Source organism: Bacterioplanes sp. CLAM21 (assembly GCF_059641015.1).
In genome coordinates, this window is record NZ_CM184929.1 from 4,123,934 (window position 1) to 4,143,500 (window position 19,567).

Below are 19,567 nucleotides of genomic sequence, written 5' to 3' on the forward strand. Positions count from 1 at the left end.
CATGGCCTGCGCAGCGCAAAGCAGGCTGAAAGCTATCTACGTTGTTTCTGCTGCGTTAAAAAGCGCCTGGTGCGCGTTCTTATCATGACTGTCTTATCAAGCCGTTATCAAGCCGCCCTTCCACACAACCCCTTAATCAATCAACTAAACGCATAATAAAAATGCTCCCCGTTGAGATTCTCTCTAGAGCAGTTTGTTATACGAATTTACCAGACGTGTTCCGTACCCTGCCATGTTAGAAACTTACCGCTTTGTTCTGTAGTAAGGTTACGAGCAAGTTTAACAATACCTGATGCACTTTCCTCAACAGTAATGTCAGCATCTTGGCCACCCATGTCCGTTTTTACCCAGCCAGGATGGATTGGGCAAACGACTATCCCTTTTGGCTTTAATTCTAATGCCAGCACTTGCATGACTTTATTAACCGCTGCTTTTGAGCTTCGATACGCATACATACCATAGCTATCTCGGTTTAATGCCCCCATTTGGCTTGAGATGGTAATAATACGAGGGTTAGCACTAGTTTCGAGAAGCCCTAAAAGAGCTCGACTAACCATAAGAGGCGCGATTGAGTTCACGGCAAAGGTATTAAGCCATTCCTTTGGGTCGATAGCCTCCATGGATTGCTCATCTGAACCAATAACACCCGCATTATTGATAAGTATGTCTAACTGAACATTGGATAGTTTAGAGGCCTAGAGGTTTCATCAGTGACCTCTAGCTCATACAGATTCAACGAATCGTGAATAAGCAGGTTTTTTAACTGTATTGATGGCTGACCACGGTAAGTCGAGATGACGTTATAGCCTAAAGCTAAAAACTGGCGAGTTAATTCAAGTCCAATACCTCTTGAAGCTCCAGTGATTAAGACTGTTTCCATTTTCTAAATTTCCTTATTTTTATAACGCCCCGCAGTACAGGCCGAAGGTGTGAAGCAGCAGAGGTCCAGCACATTTCTTGGCTGTTTGTATTTTGGCATTAGACACCTCGCCTGTTAGACGCTGGTGTCCGTTAAATCGGGGCAAGATCAGTCCCTGCCTGCAACGGCTTGTTATGTACCGTTTGGTCTATCTATGCTGTGCTCAGTTGGTTGAGGCGTAATTGTCATTACTTTCACACCAACAGGTGATTCAAACCGATGCCAGACACCTTTAGGGATAACCAGCATTTGACCAGATGATAATTCGTTGCGTTGTTCTTTTTCTCCACTCGAAATAACCAATGTCGTTTCACCGCCCAAAACCTGAACGAATTCGTCACCATTCACGTGCCTTTCCCATTCAGTATAACCAGAATAGTGAGCCACGTATATTCCACCATCTCTATATTCAGACAACAATGCAAATGCATTTTTGGCTTCTTCATCTGTAGTTTCAGGTGTTCTATTTTTCAAGAACTCTACTCTGGTGAATTCGCTTTCAATGGTAATCGCAACAGATTTCGACACTTACTGGCTCCCTTGAGGTACATAACGCTCAGCTTACCGGCCAAACTGTGCGCGGCAAGCTTGTGGTAAAGTTTGCGCAGCAAACCACAAGCTTGTTGCGCGTAGTTTGGTCCGAGTACAGCGCCTTGTTAACTCTGCTCTGGGTATAGCTCTTGAACTTTCTTCTCAAGAAACTCACCAAGCTCACCGTAGCCATTAAGCATATTCGAACACCAGATCTTACCAATGCCATCGACCACAATGAAGTCAGCTTGGAGTAGTTTCGAATAACCTACTTCTAGGAGATTACTCCATGGCACTTTCTTTGTACCCACCAAGGGGCTTTTGTAATAAACGAATTCGTCATCGTAGCTAAACCTCACTAAGAAAGCTTGGTAAGGGAAAAATATGGCACCTGAAACAAAACCCAATGCAACAAGAAACGCAGGTATTTCTTGGCCTTTATATGATTGAGAAACTGCATAGACTACGAAAGCGGCAAAAGGAATTAGTAGCAATGCAAATATCTTGAATGACTTCCCGTAATTTAAATGTCTTGTACTGCCTTCACGCTTTCCTTGATCTTTATTGAATGCCACTAAGGCCAAGACAACGAGCCCACCTGCTAATCCGCTAAGAATTGGCCTGATCCAGTTAAATATTTCTTCCATGCGACCTCATAGAGTTAACGCCCAGCACAGCGGCGAGCGCCGTAGGCGTGAGTCCTGAGCTGCGTTAGCAGCGGTTGCTGGTGCTGTTTGTTAGGCATCTTCTATATTTATGATTTCGGTATTTTTATTGATGAAATGGATTGCCCGAATAGCACCAACAAACAGAACCAGCTTAAAGATTGCGATAGCACCCGGAAATTGACCTAGATCGATATAAAGCACGACCAAGCCAAACAATTGATGAACGACTAATGCTATCGGTGCCCAAAGCTTTCGCTTGTACAAGTAGAACGTGAATAGCACCATAAGGAAAACATCGATAAGCATCCAGGGGTCAAGCAGGTAATTTAGTGTTGCGTCTGAGCTGGACTTATAAAACCCAACTATAGAGAAGGTCACTGTAAGCAGGATGATAAATATTGAAACCCCGACAGCAGTGTTCACGATCTTTTGGGCAATCTCTAGGTTATCTGGCCCCTGAAAAATCGCTTCCATGAAATTTTTAGACACTATTCTCTCCTTTTGCCTAACAGTTTTAATAGTGTGCGTGCCTGTTTTTCCAGCTAGAACCATTCGAGGCATCTCTTCCAAGCCATTGATTTACTATTGGATGTCTTCCTTTCTTCCACATTCCCTCCTGAAAAACGTGCGTGCCTACTATCCACGCCTCAAAGTTCTGGCACTCAAGATCTAACACACTGATTTCTCTGGCGTTTAAGCTACCACCCTGTGGAAATACAGGCAACCCAACCGGGAAAGCGTGCCAGGTTTCTGTTGTTTAGAAAAATATACTGGTTGAATATCAGTATTCCTTTACATTAGATGCCAATCCACTTTTTACCCGTATCTACACCAGCGGCACATCCTCTCTAAGCCTTGAACTCGCTCTCTCGCCCAAGTTGCCCGCGCCTTAGCAGGCCACCTGAGTTGTTAATGGCAGCGCCAGTCAACATCCTGCCGGGATGCAGGCTGTTGGCGTTGCGGCGACCGCAGCATTGGCAACGAAGGAATTATGGCCTGCGCAGCGCAAAGCAGGCTGATAGCTATCTACGTTGTTTCTGCTGCGTTAAAAAGCGCCTCACCATGCTCACTTACCACTTGTAAGCTGCGCATGTCGAGCGCGACTCCGCTCGCTTTTTGCCTAGCTGAAACTGCCTCGATGTACGCTCTCAGTCGTCAGCCCGCCCGGCGTGAGGGATAACCTCAAGGAGGGCATAGGGATTGGCGTAAAAAGCGCCTCGTGCGCGAGCCCGGTACAATGCTCACTTATTATTTGTAAGCTGCGCTTGTCGAGTGCAACTCCGCTCAGCGTACTGAAAAATTAAACCAGCCCTTAATACCCCCACAATTTCACACAATAAAAAACCCGCTGCACTTTCATGCAGCGGGTTTCTTTAACCACTTAACTTAAACGCTAAATCAGTTGATTTTCGCGTCCAGTTCACCGGTCAGGTAACGCTCGTACATAGTATCCAGCGATTGTGCTTTGATCTTAGAGGCATTGCCTGCGGTACCAAAGGCTTCGTAACGTGCGATACAGATATCCGTCATCGCCTTCATAGAAGCAATCAGATATTTACGTGGATCAAACTCGGATTTGTTTTCCGCCAGGAAGCGACGCACAGCACCGGTTGACGCCAGACGCAGGTCGGTATCGATATTGACCTTACGCACACCGTATTTAATACCTTCAACGATTTGCTCAACCGGCACACCGTAGGTTTCCGGAATCTCACCGCCAAATTCGTTAATCACCGCCAGCCACTCTTGCGGCACAGATGAAGAGCCGTGCATCACCAAGTGGGTATTAGGAATACGCTTATGGATCTCTTTGATGCGGTCGATGGCCAGAATGTCGCCCGTCGGTGGACGGGTAAACTTGTAGGCGCCATGAGAGGTACCACAAGCAATCGCCAGGGCATCAACATTGGTTTTTTTAACAAAGTCGGCCGCTTCTTCTGGATCGGTAAGCATCTGGTCGTGGCTTAAGATGCCTTCGGCGCCAATGCCGTCTTCTTCACCGGCTTGGCCGGTTTCCAGCGAGCCCAAACAGCCCAGCTCACCTTCTACAGACACACCACAGGCGTGGGCCATATCAACGGTACGTTTGGTGACGTCAACATTGTATTCATAGCTGGCTGGCGTTTTGCCATCTTCACCCAGTGAGCCGTCCATCATCACTGAGCTAAAACCCAGCTGGATAGAACGCTGACAAACCGCCGGTGAGGTGCCGTGGTCCTGGTGCATGCACACAGGAATATGCGGAAACTCTTCGATCGCGGCCAGAATCAGGTGACGCAGGAAGGGCGCGCCAGCATATTTGCGCGCACCGGCAGAGGCTTGCACAATCACGGGCGAGTCGGTTTTGTCCGCTGCTTCCATGATGGCACGCATCTGCTCCAGATTGTTAACGTTAAACGCTGGGACGCCGTAACCATGCTCGGCGGCGTGGTCCAGCATTTGACGCATGCTGATCAAAGCCATGAAGTTCACCTTAGTTCGATAGAAAGAATCGGCGCTATTCTAGCGATTTCTCTGCCTTAACGAAACACACACAGTCCTGCGCCTAATGCCATGCCAGCCGTCTTTCTGACGGCAGGACGACAACCATGCACAAGGCCGGCTGGCAATGCAGTCGAAGTCTTTGCCCAAGCCCTAGCGCTATTGATGCTGGCCACCCTTGTTCATCGATGCCAAGCGCTGATCGCGCTGCTGCTTCATAGTGCCTGGCATCTTATCGTGTGTTTCGCGCAGCTCATTATATTGGGCACCAAAGTTGCCGATCATTTTGGCGGTGAAAAAGCTGCGATACGCCATTCCCAACACACCCGGCATCAGATAACCAGGGGCCTTCAGCATGGAGTTACGACCAAAGCTGCGCGCCATCTCCATGCTCTTCTGGCTGGTGAGGTCTTTACTGTGCTGCTGCAGGGTATCGCCATCTTGCTGAAAGGCATCGTATTGCCCCTTGGCTTTTTGCGCCTTGGCGACAGTTTGCCTCATCTGCTTCAAAGGATCGTTCATCAGTTCCTGCACCGCATTCTTGGCACTTTGCTTCAATGCCTCGCCCATGTCTTCACGCTTTTGCGCGGTGGTGGTCTTCCAGGCATATTGACCGGTTTTCCACATATCGGCACCAAACTTGGGCAGCTGCCACTGACGCGTATCAAACGACTGCCAATAATGCTGATCAAACGGTTTTTGCATGCTGCGATCGAGCTGATCGCCATACTGCTGGCCTTGCTGTGAGTGATATTGGCGCTTTTGCTGTGGGTTGTGCTCGCTGTATTTGCGCCCGATATTTTCCATCAGACCACCAAACAACAAGCTGCCAGTGTATTGCATTGCCTTTTTTCTAAAGTACGCCATATTTGCTTCCCTGCTAACGCTATCGGTAGCACTATTCACCGCAAGGATCAGGCCAAACAGACAGCCCAGCAAAGGGCCCATATATAGGGGCCAGCAGCGATAGCATTCGACAGGCAGCGGGTCAAAGGCGACCCGGTTGAGGGCCTGAGGTTTAAAACACGCCGTTACTATTACGCACTTGTCCGCCCGTTAGCAGGCCATACAACCGCATCGATAAGCTAATGCCCTGCACCGAATCCCAATGCTCCAGCAATCGGCCGTCTTCTACCCGCCAGACATCGATAATGTTCAAGCCCTGACGGTCGTCGCCTCTATGTTTGGCCTTCAAAGTGGCATGGGAATGCAGAATGACGTGATCAGCATCGACATACAGGTGCTTCACATCGTATGAGAACTCTGGCGCTGATTTCACCAGATTGCGCAAGGTACTCACCACACCGCCAATATCATCCGCCATGCTGCGGTTATGTTGGCGATAGGGCTGGTCAGCACAGAGCTGCAGCACAGCATCAAAGTTGTGATCATTCATTAATAACTGCACAAATTCGATCACCGCCGTGGCGTTAGCACGTTCGTGATCAGTCCAATGTGGGCGCATAAAGGCAGAGACTTGCAGTTGGGGCGCTGGCATAGAGTTGTCCTCGTTGGTTGCAGGGGTAAAGGGCCAATTAGCTTTCAAATTGCAAGTTAAATTATTAGCTTGCGGTTTGCAAGTGATTTATACTGGCGACAAACTGACTATTCCTCACTAACGCCAGAGCGGTAGCGACAGCAATACTTATCACCACGTCACCGGAGAGCTTTATGCAACGCCGTTCTCACTGCCCGATATCGAATGTGCTCGACCACGTTGGAGACAAGTGGAGCCTGTTAATATTGCGAGATCTGATGTTCTTCGGTAAGCACAGCTACTCGGAGCTGCAAGCGTCCGACGAGGGTATAGCCAGCAATATCCTATCGGCACGCTTAGCCCAACTGGAACAAGATGGCTTAATTGAAAAAACCACCGACCCAAAGGATAAGCGCAAGCGTGTATACGCGCTGACCGAATCTGGGCGAGATATGCTGCCCATGTTGTTAGAAATGATTGCTTGGAGTGGTAAGTACGATGCCAATACCAACGCCCCCAAGCATCTGCTTGAGCGCATCAAGAATGATCGCGAAAATCTTATTGCTGAGTTATTGGATAAGGCCAGTCAACGCCAATGAGACCCTGGCTGCTGGCTCTTCTTGAGCCATGCATAAGACGCGTGTTTTAAGCAACGCATAACACAGCTCAGAGCACAACGAATTCCAGCTCTTCAAGTTATACCTGCCCCCTAAATCTGCGTCACTTATCATTTAATTAACTTATCAAGCATTAATCGTTGCACCTAAAAAATCAATCGCTTCACTTGAATAGAGGCATTTTCATACTCATACCAGTGTGCAGTACGACCAGACATTGGTACTTAAGTAGCATCCATAGCTACCCCTTAATCCAATGCCGAGACGTATAGTTTATTAAAATAAACAAAAATCAAAACTAGGGTACCAAAACAATCTAGCAACACCCCATTGTTTTTTTAAGTGGCAATAATGCCATATCCAATGGAATTAAAATCCAACTATTTTATCGTCACAAAATTGCAACGTAATTCCATTAAAAATTAAAAAACAAACGTGACATTGCGCAAAGATTTGTGCATATCCTTTTACTAGCTTGAAGAGCAAGGCGTATGGATTTCACTCTGCTGGTAACAACCACAAGGTCGAAGTCCAATCAATACTCCTTAGGAACTATTAATAGCAAAATGGAAGGAAGTCATGAAAAAAACACTGCTTGCAGCGCTGGTCTCCTGCGCTCTATTTTCATATCAATCACACGCGCAGTTAGTAGGTACTGAGTACGACAACGCTGTCGATATGGCCAACTTAAGTGGCCGTGTTTACGACGACCCTTGGGATACTGCCGTTGATGTTTTGGCGCCCTACTTGTTTACCGATATCGACTTTGAAGGCAATACTGAAGAATACGTGGTGGTGCGAAGCTACACCGAGACCTGGGATGGCTTTGATGCCAAGCTGTACTACAACACTGACGCCGATAGCTACGTTATGGCGTTTCGAGGTACCCAAGCCTTTAGCGCTGCCGATTGGATCGCCGACCTGGCTCAGGTACTTAACGACTATATAAAAGTTGATATTTCTCAGTATGTGCAGGCGGTTAAGATTGCTCGCGAGTTAAAACTTCAATATGGCGACAAGCTACAGTTTACTGGCCATAGCTTGGGCGGTGGCTTAGCACAGGTTGCAGGACTGGCGACTGGCCTAAAAACCACCTGTTTCGAAGCTGCTGGCATTACCACCGACACATTTGAAGATCTAGGCATTAGCCAAAAGATGATTGCTGATAATAGCCAGTTTATTACCCACATTAATGTGCAATACGATCCACTGTCAGATTTTGATGGCCATATGAATCGTGAAGCCCCGTTTTACAATACCTTGCAGTACGGCAGCAAAACTATTTGGTTGGATAATATGCTTGGAACAGGTGGAAAGGCTAATCCCTTCCGAATCGTTAATCACTTTTACCATACCTTTGTGTATAAGCTGACCAATAAGGATTTTTTGGATTAATCTAGCGAGAGCATTGAATAATTCGCAAGTCGATTAGGGGTAGCCTTTGCTACCCCATTTAACCAGTAAAGTAAAAAACCAAAAAAAACAGGCCGACTGTTTAAAGAAGTTAAACAACCGGTTTCAACACACCATCTGCTAATAAATGGTAACGATCAAAATCAGAAGCCATAAATAAGTTTCCGGTGTAGATGCTTCGCGCCTCACCTTCCATACTGGAAATCGATGGTGTTGTGCCATCTCCATCCTGATAGCGTGGACTAAAGTGAGTTAACAGCAAGTTGGCTATCCCTTGTTGCTGGGCAAATTCTGCAATTTGATTGACGCAACTGTGCCCTGCACTGGCGGCTTTTTCAGCCATATCTTGTGTGTAGGTCGATTCGTGGATGAGTACGCTGCAATCGCTACAATAAGATTGTAGCTTGGCCGGTGTGTCATTATCTCCGCAAACGATCACCTGACGAGGATTAGCAGACGGCATTAAAAAGTCACTGGCCTCAAAATGTTGACCATTATGTTCAATGCGCTTACCTGCCTGCAGCTGGCCCCAAAGCGGCCCTCTGGCAATGCCGGCCTGTTTAAGCTTTTCCATATCTAAACTGCTTTTAACCTGCGCCTCGGTAAAGCAGTAAGCAAAGGATGGCACTCGATGGGACAGCTCAATACTGCTGACAGAGAACTGCCCAAAATGTTGTATCGGCATATTTTCGACCGATACAAAATTGAGCTCATATGGCAAATATAACTGAGTATGCTCTAGGGTTGCCTGTAACCAAGGTTGAATACCGACTGGCGCAATTATCGTCAAAGCTCTGTGTCTGCCACTCATTCCAGCACTGGCTAGCAAGCCTGGTAAACCATAACAGTGATCACCGTGAATATGGGTAATCATTATGCCCGCCAACGAATTGAGCGATAGTGGCGTACTTAATATCTGATGTTGAGTTCCCTCACCGCAATCCACCAAATACCAGTCTGCCCCCTGACTTTCACAAATGGCAACCGCAGACACATTGCGCGACTTGGTGGGTGTGCCTGAAGACGTGCCCAGAAATTGAATATACATGATATGCACCCTGTAAAATCGGAGGTAAAAACGACAAGCGTTGTGACTGATGCTCAAACACACTACGACCAATAGAATCTAATAGCTTCAGCTCGCTGCAGAGGTTTGGCTCTGACCAATAAAGCATCAACTAAGGCGATTAAACGTTGGCTGTGTGGGTTCGGGCTGTGTGCAAGACTGAGATCAATGTCACCCAGAGTGGGATTGTAACGCGCCATAGGTCAACATTCACCCCAAGCCCACTGAGACTCTGAGGTGAATATCAATTCGACTTTCAATCACACACCAGATTATGCAATGCTAACCATCACTTCATTGCACCCTGGTGGTTCACTATGGAGCCTTCTAGCCAAAGCACACTGCTGCCGCCGGCGATCGATACACCGGATGGCAGCCCACGACGTATCGGTGTTGAAATTGAACTGGCCGGTCTACCCGCACAAAAGATCTTAACTGCTATTCAGCACTGTTTTGGCGGCCATGTGATTAAACACAGCCTGTTTGAGTATGAGGTGATTGACACTGAGCTGGGCACCTTTGTGCTGGAGCTGGATGCACAGCAACTCAAACAACTGGCTCAGTCCTATGAACAGGGTCGTACAAACGACGAAGACAGCTTTATTGAAGATTTTTCCATGGAGCTACTATCTCTGGCGGCCGAGCAGTTTGTACCCTGGGAGATAGTGACCGCACCTTTTGCTTTCGATAAGCTCCATCGATTAAATGAACTCACGTTTAATTTACGCCAGCGCGGCGCTAAGGGCACGCGCGAGTCGCTGCGCTTTGCTTTTGGTGTGCATTTAAATATGGAGCTTCCTGACTTAGACGTTGGCACCATTTTGGCCTATATGCGCGCCTATTTCTGCCTCTATGACTGGATCGTGCAGCAAGAAGACATTGACCTAGCGCGCCGCGTCACCCCCTATATCAAACACTTCCCACAGGCCTATATTGAAAAAGTCATCAACTTAAACTATCAGCCAACACTGACTGAGCTAATGGATGACTATTTAGACGCCAACCCCACTCGCAATCGCAGTTTAGATATGCTGCCATTATTTACTTATCTGGATGAGCAACGAGTGCGCGCAGTGGTGCAGGATAAACGTGTTAAGGCCAGGCCAACTTTGCATTATCGCTTGCCTAATTGTGATATTGATAATCCTAACTGGAGCATTGATAGTATTTGGCGAGAGTGGCTACAGGTAGAGTATTTGGCCCATAACCCAGAGAAGCTCGCCAAGGTGTGCCGGGTATTTCGCTTGGAATTGCAGCGTTTCACTCGGTTTATCGATGACGACTGGGCAAAGCAGTGCCACCAATGGCTAGAAGCGCTGGAGTAATCCTCAATGGCACCTATCAAAAAGGAACAAACACCGATTGTTGCGATTACCGGCCCGGTAAAACGATTAAAAACCGCCTGGTGGGCAACCTCCTTACTGGTTCGCTTGCACGGTTTAAAGGCTCGTTATGTCACCGCAGAAAAGCCCAATATTGATGGCAATATACGTGGTGTGATTTTATGCGGCGGCAACGATATTGAACCTGAGCACTATGGCATGCTGGGTGATGCTGGGGCCGACTACGACCCAGAGAGAGACCGCTTAGAAATGGACGTGGCTCGGCGTGCGCTGCAGGCCAATATTCCTATCTTAGGCATCTGCCGTGGCTCGCAGCTGTTAAACATTGTGCAAGGCGGTAATCTGCATCAGGATATTCGGCCACTGCGTAACGTCACGCCTAATCGAAATAGTATAGTGCCGATTAAGTGGGTCGACTTTGAACAAGGCTGTCGACTTACTGATATTTATGGCCAACATCAAATCAAGGTAAACAGCCTGCACAATCAAGCGATTGATCGCATTGCCGAACCGCTAACGGCCGTCGGCTGGGATGCCGATGGTTTTATTCAAGCGTTTGAAAACCGCTCGGCGCTGTTTCAGGTGGGCGTGCAATGGCATCCGGAATATCTGCTGCTATCGGCTGTGCATCGGCGTCTGTTTACGGCATTCACGCAAGCGGTGCAAAAAACCGATAATGTGCTGTATCAGTTATGAGCTATTTGTTGCTGTTTGCCAGTGCCTTTTTAGCCGCCACCTTGCTGCCGTTTTATTCCGAAGTACTGTTGGTATCGCTGATGATGGGGGACTATCACCTAGGGCTTTTATGGGCAAGTGCCACCCTTGGCAATACCCTGGGTGCCTGCGTGAACTGGTGGCTGGGGCGGTATTTATTGCACTTTCAGCATAAACGCTGGTTTCCTGCATCCAAAGAAAGACTGGAAAAAAGCCAATATTATTTTCAACGCTATGGTGTTTGGAGTTTGCTATTTTCGTGGCTGCCCGTTGGCGGCGACGCCTTAACTTTGGTGGCGGGCATCATGCGGGTGAATTTTGGGTTGTTTTTTGTCCTGGTGCTGATTGGCAAAGGTGTGCGCTACTTTGTGGTGATGTTGCTGGCCCAGGCCGCTTTGCCTGGTTCACTGTAACGGCGTTCTACAGCGAGCCAGCTATCCTTGTCACAGCGCTCGGGCAATCACCAAGCCATGATTGGTTGAACCCAATAAGCTCGGCTCATGGCAATACTGCAAATGCTGCTGCAACCAGGCTTGGTATTGTTCGAGTGTCCTGAGTCAGAAGTTCGCATGCTTTCAGCGGGCCACTCAAGTTCTCTGGCAAGGCGTGTCTCGTGGGCAATGGTGGTTCCATTGGCAAGAGGCAGAACGACGCGAGAGGGCTTGAACGGCGTGCCCAAGGGAGCGAATGGAAGGCGCCATTACGGCGTTGCTGATCTTGAAAAGATCCCGATATTTCCTGCGAACAGCGCCTTGTACTAGCGCCTTCCCTTCGCTCTGAAAATATACGAACTTCTGACTCAGGACACTAGACTGAAAGTATTTACACTGTCGGCTAAATAACGTACGTAGCCATCGGTAGCGACGTGGTTTTCAAGGCTAAAACCCGCTGCCGTTAACCAGCCTTCGGCCTCTGCCGGTGTAGCAAAATAACCGACGCGAAAAAAGCTATCGGCTCCAGGCGTTGATACCGTGCCTTGCTGTAGCAGCTCATCTAGCACATCGGGTGTCATCAAGCTCGGCCAGTGTTTGGCAAATAAGCCAGCGACAAAAAAGCGTGAAATATACGCGACCGCTAAAATGCCGGCTGGTTTAAGTATGCGCTTAGCTTCAGCAATGGCCTGGTTGCGCTGCTCCAGCGCGGTTAAGTGGTACATTGGGCCAAGCATCAAGCAGATATCCTGGCTAGCATCGTCAATAAAGCTCACATCACACGCATCGCCTTCATACATAGCCAGACTGAGCTGGCGCTCTTTTGCCTGTTGACGCATCAGCTCAACTTGCTCGGGTGCCAGTTCCACCGCAGTGACATCACAGCCCTGCTCGGCAAATGCCAGTGCATAGCGCCCCGTCGCCGCCCCTAACTCACACAGTTTGCTGCCCTGTTTCCAATACGGTTTCAGTACATGCATGGTGGTGTCGTATTCAATTTGAGCGATGTACTGACGTGTCAGGCGCGAGTCTTCGTCAGCACCTGTGTATTGGGCAATGAGTTCCTGCATAGCCTATATGTTCCTTTATTGTTCATTGAGTTGGCATCTGACTTCCATTAAGGCAAAACCTAATAGGTTTTCTCCTTTCCATTGCTTTGGCTGCGACGCTTTGGCGTCATCCTGAGCCAGTCCAATGCCCCATATGGCATCGACCGGGCTGGCTTCGACCAGAACACTGTCATCGGTCGCTAACAAAAACTCTAGCAGTACCGGGTTTTGTGCAAACTTAGCCAGGTTGGCTTCAACCACCAATTGAAATTTAGTTTGACTCCACACGCTATCATCGAACCCTGAAACTGATCGTCCCAGTGACTTTGCCTCGCCCGGAGTTTTAGCCAGCAGAATTTTTTCCGCTATTTGATGGTCGGAAAATAACTTGGCCTTTTTATACATCATATAATGCTCAGCACTGCGATAGTGATGGCCGTCACTGTCAAATCCGGCCTCATACCATTGGCTAAAGCAGTTCTTTCCAACTGTGCCATTGTCTTTATGGCCCCAGAAAAATACGAATTTAACCGTATTACCCTGATCCAGATAAGCAACCAGTTCTTCTTTGCTTCTAATGTTCAATAAATTCATAATATTCGTTCACTTTTTATTGCCGTGAATCATTTCATATTCACTGCGGCTAATTCGATAAATATTGCACTCGATATTCTTAACCAGTTGGCTATGGCTATAGCTCTCACCCAAGCGCAGAGCCACCTTCTTTGATGGATGGTTATCGGGATGAATCACACTGATAATGGATTCTGTATCTAAGTTCTGAAAACCCCAGGCCAGCGATGCTTGAGCGGCTTCGGTGGCGTAACCCTGGCCCCAATGGCTAGGGGCAATGCCCCAACCAATTTCCAGCCCCGGCCACCCCTGTGGCTGCCATAAACCCACCCGACCAATAAACTCACCGGTATGTGTTACTTCAACCGCCCAAAAACCATAGCCTTTTAAGGTCCAATGGCCGGCTAATACCGCCAGCACACGCCAGCTATCTTCGGCTGATAAAGTTTGGCCACCCAGGTAGCGCACAAATTCTTCATCTGCATTTAACGTCGCTAAAGCTTCAGCGTCAGATTGCCGCCAAGGGCGCAATGTTAAGCGCTCAGTGACGAGTGTTGGTACCGACGCAAAACGCTCTACTGTGGTGCTGGCGTTATATCTTAGCTGCAATAAACAATCGCCATTCGGCTGCAGCCCCAAAGACCGCCACCCGTTGGCCAAATACCATTGCTCGGCGCAAGTATTGGCTTCGGTGTACAACTGAATCAAGCGCTCACCTTGAGCAAATAACCAATCGACCATAGTGGTTAACAGCACTTTGCCATAGCCTTTGCCCTGTTGCGGTGGGTCTACAAACAGTGCCCAAATCGACGCCGTTTGTTGATTGGCTATGCCAAAGCCCAAAATGTTGCCGCTATCTTCCACCACCCAGCCACGACCACTGATTTCTATCTCAGGCACATAATGGGCCTCAGTAATCGCCGCAGTGGTCAGCTGATTTTCATTAACGGCCAAGCGAATGCGGTGCATGGCGGGAATATCGTGGCGCTGTGCTTGGCGTATGATCATGCTTCTATCTCTTTATATTATGTTGTACTGCTAAAGGATTATGGCCATCATACCCGTCAAAACAGTACAGCCAAATCAGTCATTAAAATATCAGTTGATATTTATCAGCTACTGACATAGCTGCTTACTTGGCACTTGTTAGCCCCTAAGCTCTAGGGCCTATTTCTGATATTTTCTGCTATAAAGGTTGCGGCACTGTCTCGACCACAAAAGCACTAGATACAGCTTAAGAAGAAGACTGTTCAAACCAGCATTTGCCAACATTGACGTTTTATCCTCTATAACTGCAGGAAAACGACTAGCTTTTTGATTTACACTGTCATCTTTTATCTGCAGAGAATTTATAGCTCACCGTGCTGTTTCTTCTGCTGACCTTTTAACTCCATAACTAAGCCAATAATTAAGAGTCTCTCCGGTGCATATTATTCTCGACCCGATAGAAGATGATGGCATTCCTGAACTGCTACAGGAGCATCTCCAAGATATGTATGCCCATTCACCAGCCGACAGCGTGCACGCATTACCCCTACAGGCGCTTAAGGCCGATGATCTAACCTTTTGGTCGGCGCGCGAACATGGCCAAGCTTTAGGCTGTATCGCATTAAAGCAACTCAATCATGGCGAAGGCGAAATCAAGTCCATGCGCACTCGAGAGACCGCACGTGGCCGTGGCATTGCCAGCGTCTTACTGTTGCAGTTAATAACAGAAGCCAAACAACGTGATTACCATACTCTGTGGCTGGAAACGGGCTCAATGGAGTTTTTCCTGCCGGCCAGGCAGCTGTATATCAAACACGGCTTTCAGGAATGTGGTCCATTTGGCCACTATCAACTCGACCCGCACAGTGTATTTATGAAGCGTACGCTATAAGCAAGACGAGCCGTTCACACCACGAGAACCATGTGCTGCAATAACAGTCGAAGCTTGGCCCCCCATAAGCAACTGTTGTTAGGAGAAACCCATGCACACTACTACGGCGGTGATCACCGCATGGCTGCTGGCCAGCAGCACCATGGTCAATGCAGCGAGCGCTTCCACCACTGCAGACCAGCAGCGCCAAGCGCTAGCGGAGAATACTCTAGGCAAAGGCTTTGGCCCACAATCACCACGCGATATAGATTCAACGAAGGGCACCAACCCGGTGGTATTTGGCCAAGCGCCCGCCGCCAGCCAGATGAATCTGTGCAATATTCATTTTCATAAAAACGCTGAGCACAAAGGCGGTGAATTTACCCGCTACGCAGGTGACGGTGATGGTCACGGCTTTGATAGCGGCTATCAGTACTCAGGCTCTTTAACCGCGCAAGAGCTTGCTGCGAGTAACAACGACATATGCCCAAGCCCACATGGTGCTCTCGCACCGGGCGATACCATTGAGCTGCATTATGTTTATTCCAGTGCCCAGGTCAGCCCAGGGCCCACCCTAGGTGCTTGCTTAAGTGATGCCATCAACAATCCGCAACTACGAGTAGAAGCGCAAGTGTATGTACTCGTTAACGATGATAGCGCCGCCGACTTTACCGAGCTGACTGCGGTTGCTCAACGCAATGGCTATCAGCAAGCGCTGAACATTCCCACCGATACCGGTACCCCAGTGCAGTATGCCGGCTCCACCACAGGCCCTGGCTATAACGAAAAAGGCTCGCCATTTCAGGTCAGCTGGAGTGTGCGACCGCAGGTAAAGAAAGTCAGTATCGAATCCGTTGGCCGCTGGTGTGGCAACAACGTCTTTAACGAAGATCACGCTCACGGCGTTCGCAACCTGGTTACCAATCCAGAGCTGCTGTCCAACATTCAGTAGACCCTTATCTCAGCCCGCTGCGGCGGGCATTTCTAGGCCATCTCTGAATAATTCTGCACAGCTTTGCGCCAGTGCAACAGGCTTGCAGAACAAGGCGGTAATGGCAGGCAATGGCCAGCCCTTTTCAACATCGCCAACGACGCGATGGAGACCTGCCGTCCGCGCCCGCCAGAGAGCTCCGGCTCTGTGTCGCCGAGTTATGAGAGCGGCAAACCGGCTTCGGAATCTCGAGCCCCTGGTCACCCAGAGCGGGTACCGAATTATTCAGAGATGCCCTTGATCCTGACGATCAAAATTTATCATGATCCACCACTGAGTTTTTTATTGCGTCTAACCCGCTGCAGTTCTACTATCAGCTCGCTTCTTGTTGATAGCCAATCCGAGTACATCACAACCATTGTGGCAAGGCGATAGAGCAACTATCCAAGAGTGACTTTGACTGCACGTACGTGCTTTTTTTGACACTCCACTTTTCTTATTAAATAACTGAAAAGTGCTTCAACTGGTTGGAGACAGGCGATGGCTATTGCTCATTCTGTATTAGATTTTCAGTCATATTCTTCCGATGCATTAACGCTGGATCAGGTTCAACTGATTGAGTCGTCTGTTGCGCAGTTTGGTGCACCTTTATTGCTGCTCGACTGCGACGCTATTCGCCAGCAGTACCGTGCCTTGCAACAAGCACTGCCCAGTGTAACCCTGCACTTTGCGTTGAAGCCGTTACCGCACCCTGCCGTGGTGCGTACCTTGATGGCGGAAGGTGCGTGCTTTGACCTGGCCACGACAGGCGAAGTCGAACTGGTGCAACAGCAAGGCGTTGAGCCCGAGCGTACTATTCACACCCACCCGATTAAACGCGACAGTGATATTCGTGACGCTCTGGCTTATGGCACTCGAGTATTTGTGGTCGATAACCTGAACGAGCTGGAAAAATTCCGCCGTTACAGTGATGACGTTGAGCTGCTGGTGCGCTTAAGTTTCAGAAACTCTGAAGTCTTTGCTGATCTATCGAAAAAATTTGGCTGCAATGCAGAACAAGCCATGACGATTATCCGTATGGCTAAAGAGTGGAATATTCGCATTAAAGGCTTGTCGTTCCATGTTGGTTCACAAACCACCAACCCACAAAAATATGTGGATGCCATCGGTGCTTGTGCCAGCCTGATGCAACAGGTAGTAGAAGCTGGCTTGCCAGCGCTGAGTACATTGGATATTGGCGGTGGTTTTCCAGTACGTTACAACACTGATGTCATGAGCATCGAGCAGTTTTGTCAACCCATTAATGCGGCATTAAACCAACTGCCTGACACAGTACAGGTGTTGGCTGAGCCTGGGCGCTTTATTGTTGCCCCCGCTATGACCAGTGTCGCGTCTATTATGGGTAGCGCTGAGCGTGAAGGCCAGATCTGGTATTACTTGGATGACGGTATTTATGGTTCGTTTAGTGGTTTGATATTTGACGATGCCAAGTACCCACTGCACACCCTGAAGCAAGACGGTGAACAGTATGTCAGTGTGTTATCTGGCCCGACCTGTGACAGCATTGATGTGATTGCTGAAAACATCATGCTGCCCAAGCTGGAAAACGGCGATCTGGTGATTGCCAAAATGATGGGCGCCTACACCAGCGCGACCGCCACGGACTTTAACTTCTTCAAACGCGCTCATACCGTGGTGTTGAATGAAGATGTGGCAGATCAAGAACGTCTGCTCGGATAATCGCAGCACCCACCAATGGTCGGCATGGATGCCTGGCCATTGGTACCCTTTCTGCTAGCTTCCGCTCCCTGCAATGGGCAAGCATTGGCCTGCTTAAGGCACATCGCTACAATAGTCTTTTATTTTCTTCACCTTGCTACTCAACAAGGCTAAGTAAAGGATATTGTGATGTTCATATGGATACTTGCTGCAGTAGGCAGCTTAATTCTTATTAAGCTGTTATTCCGCCTCCACCGACAGATCAAACGCGATAAGCAGCTAGCTTATATCGAAAACTATCAATTCCATCCCGCCATCAGTAAAAAAATAAAGAATATCTACCCTCACCTCAACGACATTCAGTTGCAAACTGTTTTAAAAGGGTTGCGAGATTACTTCCATATTTGCAACCTGGCTTCAGGGCGAATGGTCTCAATGCCCTCTCAAGTGGTTGATGTTGCTTGGCATGAATTTATTCTCTTTACCCAGGAGTATCAGCAGTTCTGTCAAAAGTCCCAAGGCAGGTTTTTTGCATCACATGCCGACTGAGGCGATGGATACCCCAACACGAGCCAGCGGTGGACTGAAACGAGCCTGGAACCTAGCTTGTAAAAAGACAGGTCTCGACCCAAAGTCTCCATCACAGCTGCCCTTGCTATTTGCCATTGATGCCTTGCTGCGCATTGAAGATGGCTTTAAGTATTCTCTTAACTGCCAAAGTAAAAACAGCTCTTCTGGTAGTCAATGTGCCACTCACATTGGCTGTAGCTCTGGCTGTTATGGCGACGCAGACTCGTCTTCTTGCTTTGATTTCGGCGGTGATTCCGATGGTGGCAGTGGTGGTTGCAGCAGCGGATGCAGTGGTGGTGGCGGCGATTAACAATAGAGCTCTGCTTTGCTGTTACGGTGAGCAGGGCTAGCTGATAGACGACCCCGGAGTTAGAATCGAGCCTTTTCTGCTGTGACTATGGGCAATCCAATGATAAAACACTTGATAACAACCTGTGGCCTCTTGTTATTGCTGGCCGGCTGCACGACACAATACAACTATATTGCTCCGACGTCAGAAGCGGGCCTTCAATGCGTTAGCCAATGCCAACAACGTGAGCAAGAATGCAAACAACAGGCCGATCATCGGGCTGATCAGATGCTTCAACAGTGCCAGCAAAGCTCGGTAAGCGAACAACATGCCTGTCAAGTTGAAAGTAGCAGTCGCTACAGCGCTTGCGAGGCCAGAGCAGAATCTGAATATACCGCCTGTTTGAAATATTCTGAAAATCGCAACACATGTAAAAGAGCACAATGTAAGAAAGAGAGTTGCAACAAAAAAACTTGTTACCACAGCCCTAATTACAGAAGCTGCCGCTCAGACTTTAATCTGTGCTTCCAGCAATGCGGTGGCCGAATGGAAGAGGTAAAATAACCATGTCTGTCGTATCGACAAGCAATGCTCCTCATTATATCTGGGGAGAACAATGTGATGGTTGGTTGCTGGTCGATACACCGACACTCAGCGTTATTCAGGAACGTGTGCCAGCGGGTAAATCTGAAACACGTCACCGCCACCTAAAAGCCGAGCAGTTCTTTTATGTTCTATCTGGCACTGTCACGCTTGAAGTCGATGGCCAGTTTTTTGAGCTGCAGGCTCAGCAAGGTCTGCATGTACCGGCAAAAGTACCTCACTGCATGCACAATCGTACTGAGGTAGAAGCGGTGTTTATTGTGACATCAACACCGCCTACGCGGGGTGACCGGATCGCTGCCGATCCGGTCTGAA

General features: G+C 48.5%; 24 protein-coding genes. 12 read left to right on the forward strand and 12 right to left on the reverse strand.

Features of this window, described 5'->3' with window-relative positions; translation table 11 throughout:
• Window positions 1–206 precede the first annotated feature (206 nt).
• From AC55FS_RS18955 to AC55FS_RS18990, 8 genes are all read right to left on the reverse strand, one after another.
• Complete coding sequence (locus AC55FS_RS18955; protein WP_496933864.1) at window positions 207–620, reverse strand: SDR family NAD(P)-dependent oxidoreductase; 414 nt, start codon at window positions 618–620, stop codon at window positions 207–209.
• 47 nt (window positions 621–667) lie between these two features.
• Entirely contained in the window at window positions 668–880 is a 213-nt protein-coding gene (locus tag AC55FS_RS18960; protein WP_496933865.1) for an SDR family NAD(P)-dependent oxidoreductase, read from the reverse strand.
• A gap of 171 nt (window positions 881–1,051) precedes the next feature.
• Window positions 1,052–1,447 (reverse strand): cupin domain-containing protein, encoded by a 396-nt coding sequence (locus tag AC55FS_RS18965; protein WP_496933866.1) that lies wholly within the window; start codon window positions 1,445–1,447, stop codon window positions 1,052–1,054.
• 128 nt (window positions 1,448–1,575) lie between these two features.
• On the reverse strand, window positions 1,576–2,097 hold the full coding sequence (locus AC55FS_RS18970; RefSeq protein WP_496933867.1) for a hypothetical protein: 522 nt from the start codon (window positions 2,095–2,097) through the stop codon (window positions 1,576–1,578).
• A gap of 90 nt (window positions 2,098–2,187) precedes the next feature.
• Window positions 2,188–2,607: a hypothetical protein gene (locus AC55FS_RS18975; protein ID WP_496933868.1), complete on the reverse strand. Its 420-nt coding sequence runs from the start codon at window positions 2,605–2,607 to the stop codon at window positions 2,188–2,190.
• 909 nt (window positions 2,608–3,516) lie between these two features.
• On the reverse strand, window positions 3,517–4,581 hold the full coding sequence (fba, locus tag AC55FS_RS18980) for a class II fructose-bisphosphate aldolase (RefSeq protein ID WP_496933869.1): 1,065 nt from the start codon (window positions 4,579–4,581) through the stop codon (window positions 3,517–3,519).
• A 177-nt stretch (window positions 4,582–4,758) separates the two neighbouring features.
• Window positions 4,759–5,466 (reverse strand): hypothetical protein, encoded by a 708-nt coding sequence (locus AC55FS_RS18985; protein WP_496933870.1) that lies wholly within the window; start codon window positions 5,464–5,466, stop codon window positions 4,759–4,761.
• Between the two features lie 151 nt (window positions 5,467–5,617).
• Complete coding sequence (locus tag AC55FS_RS18990) at window positions 5,618–6,097, reverse strand: nuclear transport factor 2 family protein (RefSeq protein ID WP_496933871.1); 480 nt, start codon at window positions 6,095–6,097, stop codon at window positions 5,618–5,620.
• Window positions 6,098–6,270: 173 nt separating this feature from the next.
• On the opposite strand from AC55FS_RS18990, the gene AC55FS_RS18995 reads away from it, so the two are divergent.
• Both AC55FS_RS18995 and AC55FS_RS19000 read left to right on the forward strand, forming a co-directional pair.
• Window positions 6,271–6,675, forward strand: coding sequence for a winged helix-turn-helix transcriptional regulator (locus AC55FS_RS18995; RefSeq protein WP_496933872.1), 405 nt, complete (start codon window positions 6,271–6,273; stop codon window positions 6,673–6,675).
• Between the two features lie 597 nt (window positions 6,676–7,272).
• Window positions 7,273–8,088, forward strand: a complete 816-nt coding sequence (locus tag AC55FS_RS19000; RefSeq protein WP_496933873.1) for a Tle-like phospholipase domain-containing protein — start codon at window positions 7,273–7,275, stop codon at window positions 8,086–8,088.
• A 109-nt stretch (window positions 8,089–8,197) separates the two neighbouring features.
• Here the strand turns inward: AC55FS_RS19000 and AC55FS_RS19005 are convergent, their stop codons facing one another.
• Complete coding sequence (locus AC55FS_RS19005; protein WP_496933874.1) at window positions 8,198–9,154, reverse strand: ribonuclease Z; 957 nt, start codon at window positions 9,152–9,154, stop codon at window positions 8,198–8,200.
• A 335-nt stretch (window positions 9,155–9,489) separates the two neighbouring features.
• Between AC55FS_RS19005 and AC55FS_RS19010 the strand changes: the two genes are divergently transcribed.
• From AC55FS_RS19010 to AC55FS_RS19020, 3 genes are read left to right on the forward strand one after another with little or no spacing between them, the layout of a single operon-like run.
• The gene (locus AC55FS_RS19010; RefSeq protein WP_496933875.1) at window positions 9,490–10,497 is read left to right on the forward strand and encodes an amidoligase family protein; all 1,008 of its coding nucleotides are present in this window, start codon (window positions 9,490–9,492) and stop codon (window positions 10,495–10,497) included.
• Window positions 10,498–10,503: 6 nt separating this feature from the next.
• Window positions 10,504–11,211 (forward strand): gamma-glutamyl-gamma-aminobutyrate hydrolase family protein, encoded by a 708-nt coding sequence (locus tag AC55FS_RS19015; RefSeq protein ID WP_496933876.1) that lies wholly within the window; start codon window positions 10,504–10,506, stop codon window positions 11,209–11,211.
• Entirely contained in the window at window positions 11,208–11,642 is a 435-nt protein-coding gene (locus tag AC55FS_RS19020; protein WP_496933877.1) for a YqaA family protein, read from the forward strand. The genes AC55FS_RS19015 and AC55FS_RS19020 overlap by 4 nt, the downstream gene beginning before the upstream one ends.
• 386 nt (window positions 11,643–12,028) lie before the next feature.
• Here the strand turns inward: AC55FS_RS19020 and AC55FS_RS19025 are convergent, their stop codons facing one another.
• Genes AC55FS_RS19025 through AC55FS_RS19035 form a run of 3 tightly spaced genes read right to left on the reverse strand, consistent with a single transcriptional unit; the run spans window position 12,029 to window position 14,290 of the window.
• A complete protein-coding gene (locus tag AC55FS_RS19025) occupies window positions 12,029–12,730 on the reverse strand; it encodes a class I SAM-dependent methyltransferase (protein ID WP_496933878.1) in 702 nt (233 codons plus the stop codon).
• Between the two features lie 15 nt (window positions 12,731–12,745).
• On the reverse strand, window positions 12,746–13,303 hold the full coding sequence (gene ybiA, locus AC55FS_RS19030; RefSeq protein WP_496933879.1) for a riboflavin biosynthesis intermediates N-glycosidase: 558 nt from the start codon (window positions 13,301–13,303) through the stop codon (window positions 12,746–12,748).
• Between the two features lie 9 nt (window positions 13,304–13,312).
• A complete protein-coding gene (locus tag AC55FS_RS19035) occupies window positions 13,313–14,290 on the reverse strand; it encodes a GNAT family N-acetyltransferase (RefSeq protein WP_496933880.1) in 978 nt (325 codons plus the stop codon).
• 415 nt (window positions 14,291–14,705) lie between these two features.
• Here AC55FS_RS19035 and AC55FS_RS19040 point away from each other — a divergent pair, with 415 nt between their 5' ends.
• From AC55FS_RS19040 to AC55FS_RS19070, 7 genes are all read left to right on the forward strand, one after another.
• Complete coding sequence (locus AC55FS_RS19040) at window positions 14,706–15,161, forward strand: GNAT family N-acetyltransferase (protein WP_496933881.1); 456 nt, start codon at window positions 14,706–14,708, stop codon at window positions 15,159–15,161.
• A 91-nt stretch (window positions 15,162–15,252) separates the two neighbouring features.
• A complete protein-coding gene (locus tag AC55FS_RS19045) occupies window positions 15,253–16,092 on the forward strand; it encodes a delta-class carbonic anhydrase (protein ID WP_496933882.1) in 840 nt (279 codons plus the stop codon).
• A 519-nt stretch (window positions 16,093–16,611) separates the two neighbouring features.
• A complete protein-coding gene (locus tag AC55FS_RS19050) occupies window positions 16,612–17,811 on the forward strand; it encodes a type III PLP-dependent enzyme (RefSeq protein ID WP_496933883.1) in 1,200 nt (399 codons plus the stop codon).
• Between the two features lie 168 nt (window positions 17,812–17,979).
• Window positions 17,980–18,339 (forward strand): glycine-rich domain-containing protein, encoded by a 360-nt coding sequence (locus AC55FS_RS19055; protein ID WP_496933884.1) that lies wholly within the window; start codon window positions 17,980–17,982, stop codon window positions 18,337–18,339.
• A complete protein-coding gene (locus AC55FS_RS19060) occupies window positions 18,329–18,670 on the forward strand; it encodes a UCP032817 domain-containing protein (RefSeq protein ID WP_496933885.1) in 342 nt (113 codons plus the stop codon). Before AC55FS_RS19055 ends, AC55FS_RS19060 begins: the two co-directional genes overlap by 11 nt.
• Before the next feature lie 99 nt (window positions 18,671–18,769).
• A complete protein-coding gene (locus AC55FS_RS19065; protein WP_496935993.1) occupies window positions 18,770–19,213 on the forward strand; it encodes an Aq_678 family protein in 444 nt (147 codons plus the stop codon).
• 2 nt (window positions 19,214–19,215) lie between these two features.
• On the forward strand, window positions 19,216–19,566 hold the full coding sequence (locus AC55FS_RS19070; protein ID WP_496933886.1) for a cupin domain-containing protein: 351 nt from the start codon (window positions 19,216–19,218) through the stop codon (window positions 19,564–19,566).
• Window position 19,567 lies beyond the last annotated feature (1 nt).

Coding starts and splice junctions, on each gene's coding strand:
- AC55FS_RS19020 (WP_496933877.1), top strand. CDS start 11,208: ATGAGCTATTTGTTGCTGTTTGCCAGTGCCTTTTTAGCCGCCACCTTG.
- AC55FS_RS18955 (WP_496933864.1), bottom strand. CDS start 620: ATGGAGGCTATCGACCCAAAGGAATGGCTTAATACCTTTGCCGTGAAC.
- AC55FS_RS19010 (WP_496933875.1), top strand. CDS start 9,490: ATGGAGCCTTCTAGCCAAAGCACACTGCTGCCGCCGGCGATCGATACA.
- AC55FS_RS18995 (WP_496933872.1), top strand. CDS start 6,271: ATGCAACGCCGTTCTCACTGCCCGATATCGAATGTGCTCGACCACGTT.
- AC55FS_RS19000 (WP_496933873.1), top strand. CDS start 7,273: ATGAAAAAAACACTGCTTGCAGCGCTGGTCTCCTGCGCTCTATTTTCA.
- AC55FS_RS19050 (WP_496933883.1), top strand. CDS start 16,612: ATGGCTATTGCTCATTCTGTATTAGATTTTCAGTCATATTCTTCCGAT.
- AC55FS_RS19070 (WP_496933886.1), top strand. CDS start 19,216: ATGTCTGTCGTATCGACAAGCAATGCTCCTCATTATATCTGGGGAGAA.
- AC55FS_RS18970 (WP_496933867.1), bottom strand. CDS start 2,097: ATGGAAGAAATATTTAACTGGATCAGGCCAATTCTTAGCGGATTAGCA.
- AC55FS_RS19055 (WP_496933884.1), top strand. CDS start 17,980: ATGTTCATATGGATACTTGCTGCAGTAGGCAGCTTAATTCTTATTAAG.
- AC55FS_RS18985 (WP_496933870.1), bottom strand. CDS start 5,466: ATGGCGTACTTTAGAAAAAAGGCAATGCAATACACTGGCAGCTTGTTG.
- AC55FS_RS19025 (WP_496933878.1), bottom strand. CDS start 12,730: ATGCAGGAACTCATTGCCCAATACACAGGTGCTGACGAAGACTCGCGC.
- AC55FS_RS19060 (WP_496933885.1), top strand. CDS start 18,329: ATGCCGACTGAGGCGATGGATACCCCAACACGAGCCAGCGGTGGACTG.
- AC55FS_RS19065 (WP_496935993.1), top strand. CDS start 18,770: ATGATAAAACACTTGATAACAACCTGTGGCCTCTTGTTATTGCTGGCC.
- fba (WP_496933869.1), bottom strand. CDS start 4,581: ATGGCTTTGATCAGCATGCGTCAAATGCTGGACCACGCCGCCGAGCAT.
- AC55FS_RS19035 (WP_496933880.1), bottom strand. CDS start 14,290: ATGATCATACGCCAAGCACAGCGCCACGATATTCCCGCCATGCACCGC.
- AC55FS_RS19045 (WP_496933882.1), top strand. CDS start 15,253: ATGCACACTACTACGGCGGTGATCACCGCATGGCTGCTGGCCAGCAGC.
- AC55FS_RS18960 (WP_496933865.1), bottom strand. CDS start 880: ATGGAAACAGTCTTAATCACTGGAGCTTCAAGAGGTATTGGACTTGAA.
- ybiA (WP_496933879.1), bottom strand. CDS start 13,303: ATGAATTTATTGAACATTAGAAGCAAAGAAGAACTGGTTGCTTATCTG.
- AC55FS_RS19015 (WP_496933876.1), top strand. CDS start 10,504: ATGGCACCTATCAAAAAGGAACAAACACCGATTGTTGCGATTACCGGC.
- AC55FS_RS18990 (WP_496933871.1), bottom strand. CDS start 6,097: ATGCCAGCGCCCCAACTGCAAGTCTCTGCCTTTATGCGCCCACATTGG.
- AC55FS_RS19005 (WP_496933874.1), bottom strand. CDS start 9,154: ATGTATATTCAATTTCTGGGCACGTCTTCAGGCACACCCACCAAGTCG.